At 69.1% G+C, this 14,415-nt stretch carries 14 protein-coding genes; 7 read left to right on the forward strand and 7 right to left on the reverse strand.

Translation table 11 applies throughout. The annotated features are described in order from the left end of the window. Positions 1 to 18: 18 nt before the first annotated feature. Positions 19 to 843, reverse strand: a complete 825-nt coding sequence (locus ABZ463_RS33225; RefSeq protein WP_362782197.1) for an NAD(P)H-binding protein — start codon at positions 841 to 843, stop codon at positions 19 to 21. Between the two features lie 754 nt (positions 844 to 1,597). Between ABZ463_RS33225 and ABZ463_RS33230 the strand changes: the two genes are divergently transcribed. Further along, positions 1,598 to 1,993: a helix-turn-helix domain-containing protein gene (locus ABZ463_RS33230; RefSeq protein WP_362782199.1), complete on the forward strand. Its 396-nt coding sequence runs from the start codon at positions 1,598 to 1,600 to the stop codon at positions 1,991 to 1,993. Here the strand turns inward: ABZ463_RS33230 and ABZ463_RS33235 are convergent. From ABZ463_RS33235 to ABZ463_RS33245, 3 genes are all read right to left on the reverse strand, one after another. Continuing rightward, positions 1,978 to 2,958, reverse strand: a complete 981-nt coding sequence (locus ABZ463_RS33235; RefSeq protein ID WP_352012829.1) for a hypothetical protein — start codon at positions 2,956 to 2,958, stop codon at positions 1,978 to 1,980. The two genes, ABZ463_RS33230 and ABZ463_RS33235, sit on opposite strands and share 16 nt — an antisense overlap. 112 nt (positions 2,959 to 3,070) lie before the next feature. After that, a complete protein-coding gene (locus ABZ463_RS33240) occupies positions 3,071 to 3,388 on the reverse strand; it encodes a hypothetical protein (RefSeq protein WP_362782201.1) in 318 nt (105 codons plus the stop codon). 397 nt (positions 3,389 to 3,785) lie between these two features. Further along, positions 3,786 to 4,535: an HXXEE domain-containing protein gene (locus ABZ463_RS33245; RefSeq protein WP_362782204.1), complete on the reverse strand. Its 750-nt coding sequence runs from the start codon at positions 4,533 to 4,535 to the stop codon at positions 3,786 to 3,788. Positions 4,536 to 4,671: 136 nt separating this feature from the next. Between ABZ463_RS33245 and ABZ463_RS33250 the strand changes: the two genes are divergently transcribed. From ABZ463_RS33250 to ABZ463_RS33260, 3 genes are all read left to right on the forward strand, one after another. Next, the gene (locus tag ABZ463_RS33250; RefSeq protein ID WP_352012825.1) at positions 4,672 to 5,298 is read left to right on the forward strand and encodes a TetR family transcriptional regulator; all 627 of its coding nucleotides are present in this window, start codon (positions 4,672 to 4,674) and stop codon (positions 5,296 to 5,298) included. 402 nt (positions 5,299 to 5,700) lie between these two features. Further along, on the forward strand, positions 5,701 to 7,137 hold the full coding sequence (locus tag ABZ463_RS33255) for an MFS transporter (protein WP_362782207.1): 1,437 nt from the start codon (positions 5,701 to 5,703) through the stop codon (positions 7,135 to 7,137). Positions 7,138 to 7,486: 349 nt separating this feature from the next. Beyond that, positions 7,487 to 8,422 (forward strand): aminoglycoside phosphotransferase family protein, encoded by a 936-nt coding sequence (locus ABZ463_RS33260; RefSeq protein WP_362782210.1) that lies wholly within the window; start codon positions 7,487 to 7,489, stop codon positions 8,420 to 8,422. A 245-nt stretch (positions 8,423 to 8,667) separates the two neighbouring features. Here the strand turns inward: ABZ463_RS33260 and ABZ463_RS33265 are convergent, their stop codons facing one another. The 3 genes from ABZ463_RS33265 to ABZ463_RS33275 form a co-directional block, all read right to left on the reverse strand. Next, entirely contained in the window at positions 8,668 to 10,179 is a 1,512-nt protein-coding gene (locus tag ABZ463_RS33265; RefSeq protein ID WP_362782213.1) for a DUF2079 domain-containing protein, read from the reverse strand. Between the two features lie 65 nt (positions 10,180 to 10,244). Then, on the reverse strand, positions 10,245 to 10,496 hold the full coding sequence (locus ABZ463_RS33270) for a hypothetical protein (protein WP_362782215.1): 252 nt from the start codon (positions 10,494 to 10,496) through the stop codon (positions 10,245 to 10,247). A 652-nt stretch (positions 10,497 to 11,148) separates the two neighbouring features. Then, entirely contained in the window at positions 11,149 to 11,310 is a 162-nt protein-coding gene (locus tag ABZ463_RS33275) for a hypothetical protein (RefSeq protein WP_362782217.1), read from the reverse strand. A gap of 208 nt (positions 11,311 to 11,518) precedes the next feature. Between ABZ463_RS33275 and ABZ463_RS33280 the strand changes: the two genes are divergently transcribed. From ABZ463_RS33280 to ABZ463_RS33290, 3 genes are all read left to right on the forward strand, one after another. Next, positions 11,519 to 11,842: a helix-turn-helix transcriptional regulator gene (locus ABZ463_RS33280; RefSeq protein ID WP_352012820.1), complete on the forward strand. Its 324-nt coding sequence runs from the start codon at positions 11,519 to 11,521 to the stop codon at positions 11,840 to 11,842. Further along, entirely contained in the window at positions 11,839 to 12,471 is a 633-nt protein-coding gene (locus ABZ463_RS33285; protein ID WP_362782220.1) for a hypothetical protein, read from the forward strand. Before ABZ463_RS33280 ends, ABZ463_RS33285 begins: the two co-directional genes overlap by 4 nt. Before the next feature lie 73 nt (positions 12,472 to 12,544). Next, positions 12,545 to 14,398, forward strand: coding sequence for an asparagine synthase-related protein (locus ABZ463_RS33290; RefSeq protein ID WP_362782223.1), 1,854 nt, complete (start codon positions 12,545 to 12,547; stop codon positions 14,396 to 14,398). The last annotated feature ends 17 nt before the right edge of the window (positions 14,399 to 14,415 follow it).

The raw sequence follows: 14,415 nt of genomic DNA on the forward strand, positions 1-14,415 counted from the left end.
AAACGACGCGGGGGCCGGTCAGCGGAACACGGCGGCGTTGCGCGTCGCCCAGTCGGCGAACGGCGTGGCCGGACGGCCGAGGACGCGCTCCACGTCGGGGCTGACCGCCTGCTCGGCCTCGGTTGGCTCGCCGAGGATGGACAGCGTGCCCTCCACCACCGGGGCGGGCATGAACGCCGACATCTGCGCGTGCGCCTGCTCGCGGGTCTGCTCGGCGAACGTCACCGGCTCGCCGATCGCCCGCCCGATCGCCTCGGCCCGCTGCCTCGGCGTGGTCGGCGCCGGGCCGGTGAGCACATAGGTCGCGCCGTCGTGCCCGTCACCGGTCAGTACGGCGGCGGCCACCGCCGCGACGTCGTCGGGGTCGACGAACGGCAGCCCGACCTCGGCGAACGGGGCGGCGGCGGTCCGGTGCGCGCGGATCGGCTCGGCCCAGGCGAACGCGTTGGAGGCCATTCCGCCCGAACGCAGCACCGTGAACTCCAGCCCGGAGGCGGCCGCGGCCTGCTCGAAACCGGCGGCGTGCGCGTAGGCGCCGCCGGGCCGGGTGCCCACCCCCTGGGAGGACAGCAGCACCACCCTGGCCACCCCTGCGGCCTTCGCCCTCGCCAGCACCCCGGCCGGGTCCTCCCCGGCGACCAGCAGGAACAGCGCCTTGGCACCGGCAAGCGCGCCGGAAAGACTGTCGGCATCTCCCAGGTCCGCGGCCACGGCGCGAACCCCGGCCGGGACGTCGGCCGCCTCGATCCGGCGGGCCACCGCCGTCACCTGCTGCCCGGCCTCAATGAGCTCCCGCACCAGCGCACGGCCGACGTTCCCGGTGGCACCCGTAACAACGATCATGACTCTCCCCGTTCCAGGATGACGAATCGCTTCGCCGCTTTGTTAGTTAGTTGACCAACTGAAAACAAAGCTAGCGGACCGCCTCTTGCTTGTCCAATCTGAGTTGGGCAACTGACTCACAACGGATCGCGTGGGACCGCCGGGCTCGGAGGCGTGACCGTTCCCAGGGCCGCCGACCGGCGACGGGCGGCTCCGCCAGGAGGGCGAGACCGGATCGGCGAACAATCGAGGGAAACGCCAGGTGCCTCAGGAAGGACGCTGATGGTCGAGATCCCCGTGGAGAAGCTCAAAGGCGTCTTCGACCTGCTCATGGAACGGATCAACGCCGGCGGGCAGGTGGTGGAGATCGACGCGGAGGAGTTCTGTCTGTATCCCGGGACCAGGCCTACGACGAGCCGCGAGACCTCGCAATCGGCGCGCTGTCCGATTCGTGGGGCTACCTGGACGACATGCTCTCCGATCCCGACCGCGTCGTGGGATACGGGTTCGTCTGGCTCTCCGAGGTCCTCCGCGCCATCGGCGACGAGGCATCCTCCTGAAGGCCGTCCAGCGGCCGATGCCGTCCGGTTCGGCCAGGTCACCCGGGTCCAGGAGCCACCGGGTGTACTCATCGTGACGCCTCTCGTCGTGCGCCCAAGGCGGCGCCCGCATCGGCATCGGCATCGGCATCGGCATCGGCATCGGAGAGAAACTTCCCATGGGGAAGTAGGTACTTTGGAGCGTGTAACCCGTCCGCCGGTGAGAGGTGCGACCAGTGACGACGAAGGCGACCCAGGCCAAGGTGGAGTACGACGCGTTCCTGGCGGAGTGCCCCAGCCGGCAACTGCTCGCCCGGATCTCGGACAAGTGGGTCGTCCTGATCCTGTGCGCGCTGGGCGGTGACGACGGCCCCGGTAGGGTGATGCGTTACTCCGAGATCGCCCGGCTTCTGGCCGGGGTCAGCCAGAAGATGCTGACCCAGACGCTGCGGTCACTGGAGCGCGACGGCCTGCTCACCCGCACCGTGACGCCGACCGTCCCCGTCACCGTCTCCTACGAGCTGACCGACCTCGGTTGCTCGCTCCACCACATGACGCGCGGGCTCAGAAGCTGGGCGCAGACACACATGGCCGAGGTTCTCGCGAACCGCGACGACTACGACGCCCGCTGAGCTCCGGCCCGGGACCGGTACACCTGGAGCACGGCGCCCACCATGACGACCCCGGCGGCGACCGCCAGGACGTTCCCGGCGAACGCGACGGGAAGGTGTTCCCGGGGCGCGAAGCCGTCGGGACCGAAGGCGGAGATGCCCAGCTTCCAGCCGCTCCACGCGGTCAGGAAGCCCGATCCGGCGAAGGCCACCGCCATCGGGAACCACACGGGCAGCCGCCTGGCCACCCGGGCGGTCAGCACACAGACGCCTCCCGCCGCGGCGAACGCCCACACACCGGAGGTGGCGGCGAGCAACCGGCCGTTCAGACCGAGGTCGGCGCGGAGCCCCACGGTGCCGCCGACCGCCCAGAACGACCACATCACCCCCAAGCCCGCCGCGACGGCAAGTGCCGCCCGTACGGCGTTCGCCCGCCAGGTGGGACGGACCCGGGGGAGGTCGCCGACCCGGCCCAGGAACGCCCAGGGCCACCGTTCCCGCAGATAGATCGGCAGTCCGACGGCCAGGCCCAGCCCCATCCCGGCGAAACCGACGGCCAGGAACGCCATCTCCCATCCGGCCGCCGCAGGCTCGGCGACGCTCACGGCACGTGCTCCCTCCTCGGTGTTCCCGTCACCGAGCAGAGCGCTCACCACCATGTAGGGCAGCATCGGCACCAGGAAACCCGCGGCCGTCCAGGCGGGGAGCAGCAGCAACGGCGCCGGGATCCGCATTCCCCAGGGCCGGGCCAGTGACAGCCCGAGCGCCACCCCGGCCGCCGCCATCACCACGGTCAACGCGTTGAGCAGCGCCCAGTCGGCCACCTGCGTCTCGGCCTCCCACGAACCGCCGCCGAGCAGCAGCCTCGCCACCCAGATCACCTTGACCAGCAGATACAACGACATCGTCCCGGCCGCGCAGTATCCGGCGCCCTGCCGTACGGCACGCCACCTCGGCCCCACGGACGCCGCCTCTGGAATCGACATGTACTGGAGTATGACGAGACGGGACACTGACCTTTAGGTCGCTCTCAGCCTCCTCTCAGAGGGTCTCAGCCCCCTCTCAGAAACGGCCCGGGACCCTTGGTTCCCGGAAATGTCAGAAACGACGCCAGTCGTAACCGACGGCGGCGTATCCGGTCGGACAGTCGGCGGTCAGGCCGGTGGTGTCGCCGAAGTCCTTCGCGAAAAGGCTCCAGTACCAGAGACCGTTCGCGCACTTGACGCCGATCTGGTATTTCTCCGGTCCGGTGCCGCCGCACCAGCCGGTGGCATGGCCGGTTCCGGACTGCTGGTAGTAGGAAATGGCACAGGTACCGTTCCAGTCGGCATTGGCGGCGGGGGCGGTGAGCAGGGCGGCACCGAAGGCCGCCGAGACGATCCCGCCCAGGAGAGCTGCGCGTATGCGTGTCCGCATAGTAACCTCCCTAATACGTCTACGGATGTTTCCGTGGGCGGGTGTGTTTTCCAGGCCTCCCGCCCGCGGCAGTCCTGCCATGCGCCAGAATTCCGGCCAAGGCCTTTGTTTCCGCCTTATCCAGTTTCAGGCCCGACTCTGCGCCTGATTGCATCCGGCCACTTGAAGAACCGAAACCATGAATATATTCGGCATTATGGCCGGAGAGCTCCTGGTCGCTTATCAACCAAAGAAGTATCACGCGCGATTATCGCCACACCAGACGGCAAAACTGCCATTCTCGATGGCAGAGGAGACCGCTCAGGCCGAAGACGTCGGCGACGACCCCGGTGACCTCGACGTACGGCTCGACCTCGCGGACGGTCAGGGCGAGGATTGCGGAAAGGTCTCGCGTCGTTCAGCGGGCGGCTTGGGTGCCGGTCTTCGCCGTCGCGGCGTGTGCCGGGGGCAGGGACCTTTGGAGGAGGGCGCCGACCAGCAGGACGAGGCCTGCGTTGAGGAGCTGCAGCAGGTCGAGGACGGGTCCGGAGATGACGTCGTTCAGGAACAGGTTGATCGTGAGCAGCAGGGCGCCGTGGGCGGCCACACCGATGCCGACGATGCCGAGCAGGCGCCACTTGCCGAGCGGCGGGTCCTGGTGCTTGAGGAAGACGCCGATCATCCAGGCCGAGGCGGGCAGGAACATCACGACCGCGGTGAGCAGCCCCGGGTTGTACGTACCGGTGGCGAGGGCGGGGACGATGTGGACGAAGCAGTTGACGATGACGATGCTGTAGAACGCGAACCCCATCATCACGTACTTGCCGGCGAGCAGGGCGCAGATCACCGCCACGACCCAGACCAATCCGATGTTGACGAACAGATAGAACTCTGTCGGGATCGGGCATTCCGGATAGGCGCCCCGGTTGAGCGTGGTGCACAGGAAGTCGGGGAAGGCGTGGTGGGCGCCGTCGGCGGCGATGCCGTACTCCTCGATGTTGTGGAACAGGTACACGACGACGGCGACCCAGCCCAGCCAGGTCGGGTCCTTCCACCGGGGCAGGGCGCGGCCGCCGCGCAGCGCATCGGTCGTCAGGAGGGCGGCCGTCAGGACGATCGCGGCTCCGAGGCCGATCCAGGCGAATTCAAGATCGAATGTGGAGAACATGCGCGGGGTGCCTTCCAGGGGTTCTCGGTGCGGATCCGCTGCCGGACGCGGGTCGCCCATCGGGATCCGGACCACCACACTGTATTTCAACACTTGTTGATGTCAACAGCTGTTGATATCGGATAGAGTGCCTGACATGGGCGAGAAGGACTCCGAGCGTCCCGGGCGGCCGCCCGGCGGCGACGGCCGTAACCGGGACCGCATCCTGGCCGCGGCCAGGCACGAGTTCGCGGCCAAGGGGTTCCGGGGGGCGACCATGCGGTCGATCGCCGCGGCGGCGGGGGTCGACGTCGCGCTGCTGGCCCACTACTTCGGCAACAAGGACGGCCTGTTCGCCGCCACCCTCCAGCTGCCCGGCCAGGCGGTCCAGCAGGTCCGGGGGGCCTTCGACGGGCCCGTCGGAGAGCTCGGCGAGCGCCTGACCCTCGCCTACCTGTCGCTGTGGGAGGACCCCGGCCTGGCCGGGTCCCTGAGCGCCACGGTGACGTCGGCCTTCGCCCACGAAGGCGCCCGCGAGCAGCTGCGCGCGCAGCTCACCGCCGCCCTGCCCGAAGACGTCCTCTCCCTGCTGCCCGGCGACGACCCGGACCTGCGCCTGGCCCTGGCGCTCAACCACCTGTTCGGCATCGCGCTGGGCCGCCACCTGCTCCGGCTCCCGGCCCTGGCCGACCGCGACCTGCCCGTCCTCCTCGCCGCCGTCGCCCCCACCGTCCAGCACTACCTCGCCGGCCCCCTGGGCCGCCCCGAGCCCGCCACCACCTGAGCCGAGCAGCCACCGCCCAAGGCCCCGTCCCGCCGTGAACACCCCAGAACATCAAAGGAACATCACACGCGACCGTCGCCGCACCGGACGGCAGACGGGATCACCCAGGCAAGCCCTCCAGGGCTCGGGTCGTTCGGAGCGGAAGGTCCACAAAACAGGTCCTAGGTCCAAGGTCCCGGATCGCGCCGACCGGGCGTCCGATGCCGTGGAACACGGCGAGCGGCATAGTCGTGCCAGACAGCGCAGCGCACGTGAAGAGGGGAGGGGCGATGACCGGACCGGACGGGCCAAGTCCGGGCGCCGCCCACCCCAGCGCCCTCAGAGGGTGTGCCAACAAGTGTCCGCCGGTCCCGGTGCAGCCATGACAGGCCACCGAACCGCACACGGACGAAAGGCACACCCATGTCCACGACCCAGTCCCCGCCCCGCAGCCGACGGCCGGGGCGGAGCCTCGCGCTGCTCGCGCTCGGGCATCTGATCATCAGTCTCGACTTCACCATCATCTATGTGGCTCTGCCCGACATCGCGACCGACGTCGGCTTCACACCGCACACCCTGCAATGGGTGATCACCGCGTACGCCGTCCTCTACGGAGGCTTCCTGCTGTTCGGCGGCCGGCTGTCCGACCTGATCGGGCGTCGGCGGATGTTCGTGCTCGGCATGGCGCTGTACGGCGTGGCCTCCGTACTGGGCGGCCTGGCCACGACCCCGGCGGTACTGCTCACCGCGCGCGCCTTGCAGGGCCTCGCCGGCGCGGTGCTGTTCCCCGCGGTGCTGGCCCTGGTCAACACCACCTTCGCCGAGGGCAGGGAACGCAACCGCGCCCTGACGGTCTGGGCCATGGCGGGCGCAGGCGGGCTCACCGTGGGCGCGCTGGTCGGCGGGGTGCTCACCCAGGCGCTGGGCTGGCAGGCCGTGTTCTACGTCAACGTCCCGCTGGCCACCGTGGGGGCCGTCGCCGCCTTCGCCCTGCTGCCCTCCGACGGCCGTGTCACCAGAGGAGGCGTCGACGTTCCGGGAACCCTGACCGGTACCGCGGGCGTCACGCTGTTGATCTTCGCGGTGGCACACGGCTCCGAGGTCGGCTGGGGACGGACCGAGGTGATCGCCGCGGCCGCTCTCGCGGTGGTCCTGCTGGTCGTGTTCCTGCGCGTCCAGGCCCGCGGCCGGACACCGCTGATGCCGCTGCGGCTGTTCCACAACCGCGCGTTCAGCGGAGGGGTCGTGGTCATCCTCGTCTTCGGGTTGACGATGCAGGCCGTGCCGTACTTCCTGACGCTGTACTTCCAGAACGTCCTTGGCTTCAGCGCCCTGGAGACCGGGCTGGCATTCCTCGGCCCGACGCTGTCGATCACCGCGGGCAACTTCCTCAGCGAGCGGCTGATCCACCGGTTCGGCACCCGGAACACGCTGGTCGTCGGCATCGTCCTCAACGCCGTGGGCGCCGTGCTCCTGGCCCCCGGCATGCACGTGGGCGGATCCTTCCTCACCGTCCTGGCCGGGGTCGTCGTCATCGGCCTGGGCATGGGCGTCACCTACGAGGCCATGTGGATCGCCGCGGGCACCGGCGTCCCGGCGGACGAACAGGGCCTGGCCTCCGGGGTCGCCTCAACCGCGCTGCAGGTGGGAACCGCCGTGGGCCTGGCGGTGCTTGTGGCCGTCGCCAACCGTGACATCGAAGGGCAGGCCCTGGCCGCCACCTCCGCCGAGGGAATGCGCGTCGCCGTCCACGTCCTGGGCGCCGTCATGCTGACAGCCGTCCTGGCCGCCCTCAGACTCCCCGGCTCGCGTGCCGGGGGCACCGTTGTCTTGAGTGACTCTCGGCGGTCAGACATGTAGGGCATGTGAGGGTCCGGGGAACACGCCTGACCGGTATCCAAGGGTTGTCAGGCATGTTGATCACGTCAGGAGCGAGGTCGATCGTCATCTAGGGTCGTCGAGCGAACCTGCTGGCCGGCCGCCTGAAAGCCTGTCGGGCAGCAGGTTCGTCCTGGTCCGCCGCTGTCGCGTCGCCTTGGGACCGGGTGACCTCAGCGGGCGCAACGGGCGCATCGCAGGGCATCGATCAGACCAGGAGGTCCAGGGTTCCGGGCGTTTCGATCACCCCGGCCTTGTGTGAGCCCCCGCCGCCGTCAGCGGTCGAAAGGGGGGAAACGGCGCCCAGCCGTCTGTGCCAGCATGCTTCGTCATGGTGGAACACGAGACGAGCAACGAGACCTTGGCCGCCATCGCCGGCCTGCACGGGATCAGCGCCGAGCAGGTGCGGCCCCTCCCGCAGGGGGTGGCCAACCATGTCTTCCTTCTCGGAGACGACCTGGTCCTGCGCGTCCCACGGGCCGAGCGGTTCCTCCCGGACCTGGTCAAGGAGTCCGCGGTCATTCCCCTCGCCCTGCACGTCGGCGTGCGCACTCCGGAAGTCGTCGCCTTCGATGACACCTGTTCGGTGGTGGACGTGCCCTACATGGTGCTCACCCGAACGCGGGGAGTAGACCTCGCACGCCTCGAACCACCCGCCGCCGACACCGAACATCTCTTCCGGAACGTGGGGCGAGAGCTGGGCAAACTGCACCGGCTCTCCCCGGCCACCGCGCCGGCCCTTACCGGCGTCCCCGTGGACAACGACGTCACAGACCCCTGGGCGCTCACCGACCGCCTCCTCAAGGACGGCTGGATCGACGCCGGGACCGCCCGCTGGCTCACCGGATGGTTCGACCGGCTCTCTCCCCATCTCCCCACCAGCCCGCCCATGGTCCTGGTTCACGGCGACATCGCTCCGCAGAACCTGCTCGTCTCCCCGAAGACGACCCAGCTCAACGGCATCGTGGACTGGGGTGATGCCGCATGGGCCGACCCCGCTGTCGACTTCGCCAAGATGCCCCTCGCCGGTGTCCCGGCCATGCTCGACGGCTACCGACAGCAAACCGGCCAGGAAACCTCAACGAGCGCGCCGACCTGGGAAGCCCGCGTGCTGTGGTTCCACCTCACCTGGGCACTTGGACGCCTGAAAGATCCCGTCCCGCGCCCGGACGAACGCCACTGGACCGCCCCTCCGGCCAGCCGGCTTCTCGGCCTCCTCCGCTTCTTCGCCTCAGCTCCACCGGCCCCTTGGGCCGATCTGTCCTGATGCCTCGCCCGGACCTCCCCGACGATCCGGACGGCCTTCTGCCGTCCGTCACCGTGGGCGCCGACCGCCCTTTCCCGCTCTTCGGCGGCGGCCCCGGACCGGTTCTGGGCCACCCGGTACGGCTCTCGCCCTCGTCGGCTCCACCCGCATCTCGTTCACCGACCTGAAGACACTGCTCCCCCAGGCCGCGCCCGTCCTCGGGCTGACGCCCGGCCAGGTGGCGCAGGCGATCGGCACCCGTGGCGTCAGCGGCACGCCGCCGGAGCGCACAGGACCACGTATCCCTTTTCGGAGAAGACCTTCCGGTAACCACGTTTCTGCAGAGCCGCCACATCCGAAGCCTGGTCGGCGACCGAGGCGAAATGGGGTTGCCTCTCGTCGAGATCGGCGACGACCCACGGCGCTCTCTGGGGCCGTTCGGCGGTTTTCGCGGCCCAGGCCACGACGTGTGTTCTCGCGGAGATCTGTGGCCCCAGACTGTTCGCGGTCTCGACCAGTACCCCGTCCGGGACAGTGGCCAGCGCCGCGACGGCGGCGGGTACGCGGTCGGGCGTTCGGTACCACGCGGGTGAGAACAGATTCCCCAACGCGAAGAACGGCACTGTCCCGACCATCATGAGCGCCATTCCCGCCGGGAGGTACAGCGTGGCAGGGCGCGACACCTCCTTACGCGCACGACGCCGAACACGTGCCAGGCCGTCGACCGCCGCACAGACGAGTGCCATGACGACGGCGGAGTTGTAGTGGTAATGGGTACTCCACCAGCCGGACGCGCCAGGGTCGGTGGCCAGCATCCTGGCCAGCAACACCGCTCCCGGAGCGAGCATGTACGGCGAGGCCAGGCACAGAAAGAACAACGGCCCCAGGAGGAGCAGCACGGTCCACGCCTTGACGCCGGGGCTGAAAAGAGTGGTCACCACATCGTGCGGCCGGGTGATGACACCGACGATCGCATCCGACTGATCGGCCCCCCAGAACGAGTAGTACCAGTAGCGATCGGCCTGACCACCGAAAAACGGAATCACCACATGCGTGGCGAGATACATGTAGAGGGCACCACAGACGAACAGCGTGGCCCCGAACAAACGCCTTCCACGCGTCAACGCCAGCCCGACGCCAAGTCCGGCCACGAAAATTCCCATGTCTTCTTTGACCGCAAGGACAAGGGCCAGGAACGGGATCGTCTGAGCGAGCTTTCCGGCGCTTATCCTCTCGAAAACCAGGGCGGTCAGGAGAGGGACGAAAGCGTACTCGTGGAAGTGGAACGAAACCGCCTCCGCGATGGGCCACGAGATCAGGTAGGCGACGGACACGAAATAGGCGGCGGGCACTCCCAGAGTCCGGCGCACGAACGTCCAGAGGGGCACCACGGCCAGGGAGAAAAGTATCGCCTGCGCGACGATCAGTGTCTCCGGACCGTCATATATCCAGTACAAGGGCGCCAGCAGCACCAGTATCGGAGATAAATGATCCCCCAGCAGGGAGAACGGAACACCCGGGGTTTCCCAGTTTCCCTTGACGTACGACAGAGGTTCCGAAAAATTCGCATAGCCACGGACGCCCTGATCGAATATCACCAGATCATAGACGCCCACGCGGAACGTGTGGAACTTGACAAGCCCCAGCGTACCGTACACGACGGTCCCCACGACCACCATCAAACCCACGAAAACCCGGTGGCGAAAAAACGGGGAACCGCCGGAGAGGCCCAAGGACGGCTCTGTCCGCACGCTTTCATCTTCGGCTCTTGATCGCATGCGCTCCATACTGAACGAAAACGCCGCGGTTGGCCGACGTATCGGCCAACCGCGACAAGTGAATGTCAGTACCGGCGCCAGCCGTGGTTGAGGGAGGCGTACCCACTCGGGCAGTAGGCACTCAGGCCGGTCCGGTCACCGAAGGCCTTCGCTCCGGCGCTCCAGTACCAGACGTTGTTCCCACACTTGACGCCGATCTGGTATTTCTGCGGCCCGGTGCCGTCACACCAGCCGGTACCGGAGCCCTGACAGTGGGCAATGGCGCAGCCACCGTTGTAATCAGCGTTGGCGGCGAGCAGGGCGGCGCCAAAAGCCACCGAGGCGGTCCCGCCCGGGAGAGCTGCGCGATTAGCCTCTCTACTGCATCTACGGATGCCCCGTGGCGGGTGTGGTTCCCAGGCCTCCCGCCCGCGGCAACCCTGCTGTGCACTTGAATCTTGACAATGCCTTTTTTCACTTCAGGGCGGCCCAAGTTCACGATCGCAAACCGGAACCCGACGCATCGAAAACCCGTGTGGCCACAACATACGGTCCGCGACCTTTTCAGATTACTGTCGAGAAACCCCGAACCGGCTTTCCCCGCCAATTCACCTATTCGCCGACGGCGTGCCGCATGCGATTACCGTTGTGCCGGGACGTCAGGGCGGCCATTCAGATGGGCCGTCATTCGGCCTCCGTTCCCGACGGCGGCGGCCTGCGCCCCGGACCGCCGGGCGCCCCACGAACCGGCCAGAGCGGCGACCCCGGAGCCGTACCGCCGATCGCTCCCGTGTCGCTCGACCGACACCGTTGTCCACAGGCGAACAGGTGAATGTGGACGTACGGCAGGGCCGCAGGAGCCCAGGAAGCCCAGGAAGCTCTTGGACAGGAGGGCACCGGTGAACGCGCCGTGGGATGTCTCAGGCCTGCGGTGTTTCGTCGATCGCTGTGCCGTAGCTCACCGGGTACCGGTCCACGGGGATCACGATGTCAGCCGATGGGCGTCCCCTTGACCAGGGCGAAGGGTTCCCAGCCTGTGGAGAGCATCACCGGTTCGTCGTCGGCGGTGAACACGCCGGAACGGGTGGAACCGCCTGGTAGCACCGCAGTGGCGGAGACGGCCGGTACGCCTTCTCCTACCGCGTCGAACATCCCAGCCCGCAGGCGGACGCGTGGCTCTACGGCTACCGCACCGAGTGCGTGTCCCCCAGTCCAACTACGTCCGGGGACGACGTGAGGTGACGGGAACGGTCTTCTGCCGATCTCTCGCTGACAAATCCTTCGCGGTCCGTTCCCGGCCCCGGACGTCCTCCACGCATGGGACACAGCGGACGTATCGTCATCAATATGGGGGTGCCCGATGATCGATCCGCCACCGAAGATCCGATTGACCACCACCACACGACTTGTCCTTGATCTGTTCCTGGCCACCGATCCCGACGACCCGCTGTGGGGATACCGCGTCACCGAGGAGACCGGGCTCGGCCCCGGCACGGTCTATCCCTTTCTCGAACGGCTGGAGAAGGCCGGGTGGATCACCGGCTCCTGGGAGGCGGATGTCCCCGAGGGCCGGCCCCGGCGCCGTCTCTACACCCTGTCCGGCACCGGCCGCCAGGAGTACGCCGCCCTTCGGCGGGGCCGTACCTCGCTGTGGTCCTGGAGTCCGAGGAGGGCCGGACGGTGATCGACGACCCGGTCGGCACGGCGGGCTGGTTCGACTCCGACGACTCGGCGTCCGCCGAGATCAGCGACCACGAACGTCTCATGATCATCGGCATCGCCGTCGCCGCCACCCTTCTTCTCCTCGCCTTCAGCGTCTACGTCTGGCTGGACAGCGGCGACCTGTCAGGCAGTCTGTCCTTCGCCGGGATGGCCCTGTTCGTCGGTGGCTCCATCGTCTCGGTCAACGTCCTCGACAGTCCGGCCTTCCGGAACAGGACACGCGGCCTCCTCGCGCTACGCCTCGCCCTGCGCGTCGGTGGCCGCGCCCGGCGGTGGCAGGCCGAAGACTGGCAGGCCGCCGTCGAGGCCTCCCCGAACCCCGTCCGGTACGGCCTCGGCCTGGTCCGCGCCGCCCTGCTGATGAGGCTGTACGACCTCGGCACCCTGCTGCTGAGGGCCGCGTGCTGGGTGCTCGCCTCCAACCACCGCACCTGGTGGCCCCTGGGTTCGGTGCTGGCCTTCGCCGCGGTCAACGTCCACCTCACCCAGGGCTGGGGTTCGGCCTTCTACACGCTGCCCACCATCGTCGCCTTCCACCTGGGCGTCGAGCACCTTCGCCGCCGCTGGAACATCCCCAGGAAGCGCGACTGACCCGTCCTGCGTGAAGGCGAACCCGGGCATCGGCGGAACAGGGATGTGGATCACCGATGTCCGGGAGGTCGCCTTGCGTGTCCATCTGATGATCGTCGCCAGACGTACGGGCGTCCCGCTGCCGCCCGTGGTCCTCGACGCGGCACGCCAGGGGATCGCCCGTGCCTTCCCGGTGCCCGCCTCGACCCTGGCCTCGGAGGAGTGGCACTCGGCCACCGGTGACACGGCGCTGCTGTCCTGGTCGAACGAGCCCGAGGGGCACGGGTCGCCGATCATGTGTTCCGGTGGCGGCCGGGTCGCGGCCCTCACCGGGCACCTGGCCGAACCGTCCGAGGTGGACCGGCTGCTCGCCGTACCCCGGCTCGGCGAGGCCGTCACCCGCACCGGTGGTGTCTTCTCGATCTTCCGGGTCGCCGGGACGGAGGTGAGCGCCGCCACCGGGCTCACCCGGGCCTGTCCCGTCTTCCACGCCGAGACCCCGGACGTCCACGTCATCGGCAGCCGCGCGCTGCTCGTGCACCTCGTCGCCAGGGCCGCCGAGACGTCGTCGAGCCGCCCCGCGATCGTCTGGGACCTGGCCGCCCTTGAGTCGATGGTGCGGGCGGGCTACTTCCTGTCCGACGAGACGCCGTTCCACGGGGTCGGCGCGCTGCCCCCGGCCGCCGAGATCAGGGTCGAGGGCGGGCGCCGTACCGTCACCGAGACCCCGCTCCCCGAGGCCCGCGAGGCCCCCGCCTCCCGACGCGCGGCACGCGCCCAGGTCGACGAACTCGCCGACGCGCTGCTCACCGCCGTACGGCCGCTGCGCCACACCACCGAGCCGGTACGGCTGTCGCTCACCGGCGGCCGTGACAGCCGTCTCCTCGCCGCGCTACTGCACAGGGCCGGCATCCCGTTCGTGACGGCCACCTCCGGACATGACGACAGCCCCGACGTGGTGCTCGCCGAACGTGTCGCGCGGGCCCTCGGCGTACGGCACAGCGTCGCCCGGCCGAAACGGTCCGACGACGGCACGGAGCTGGTCGTCCCCCATCCCCACGTTCGCGGCCACAACGTCCTGTTCGCCTGCGAGGGCATGATCTCGGTCTACGAGAACATCCCGGCCGGCGTACGGTTCGACCCCACGCCACGGATGTCCGGGCACGGCGGGGAGGTCCTGCGGGGCGGGTTCCTGCACAACCAGACCGGTCTGGACGCCAAGGCCGTCAGGCGGCGGATCGACGGCCTCTTCAGCAGGAACGCCGACCTGCTGACCGACCAGGGCAGACAGCACGCCCAGGCCCTGGCCTCCCCCTGGCGGGACCTGGACGGCCCCGGCGCCCTGGACCGGCTGTATCTGGCGCACCGTGTGGGCCGCTGGCACGCCGCCTCGCGGGCGTCGTTGCTGCGCGGCCAGAACCCGGTCCCGCCGTTCCTCGACAACCTGGTCGTCAGGACCGCGCTCGGGATCGACCCGCTGTGGCGACGCTCGGAGGCGCTCATCCACGGGGTGATCAACGCCTTCGCGCCCTCGCTGCGGGACGTGCCCGTCGAGGGGCGTCCGTGGCGGTTCACCGAGGAGAGCCGCCCGAGCCTGTGGGACCGGCTCCGCTCACGCGGCCTGTCCCTGCGTTCCGGGCCTTCCGCCGGTTCCTCTGCCGGTCTCTTGAAAGCCTCCGCGGCTCCCGCGGGAAAGCCCTGGAACTGGCGGACCGAGCCCTCGGCCGAGCTGACCGGCCTGTTGCGCGCGGCCGTGATCGACGACCGCGGGGAACTGCGGGCGGACGGGCTGGCACACGTCGTGGACGCGGCCCAGGTGGCACGGCTGCCGGACTCCCGGATGGACGTCCTGTGGCACCTCTACACCGTCTCCACGATGCTCACCGACGCCTTCGCCACCCCCGACCCCCCTGACCTGCCTTCCCTGCGCATCCCCGTTCCGCGTTGATCGTTCCCCGTACGGTC

The sequence above is a fragment of the Streptosporangium sp. NPDC020145 genome (assembly GCF_040631275.1).
Classification (GTDB): Bacteria; Actinomycetota; Actinomycetes; order Streptosporangiales; family Streptosporangiaceae; genus Streptosporangium.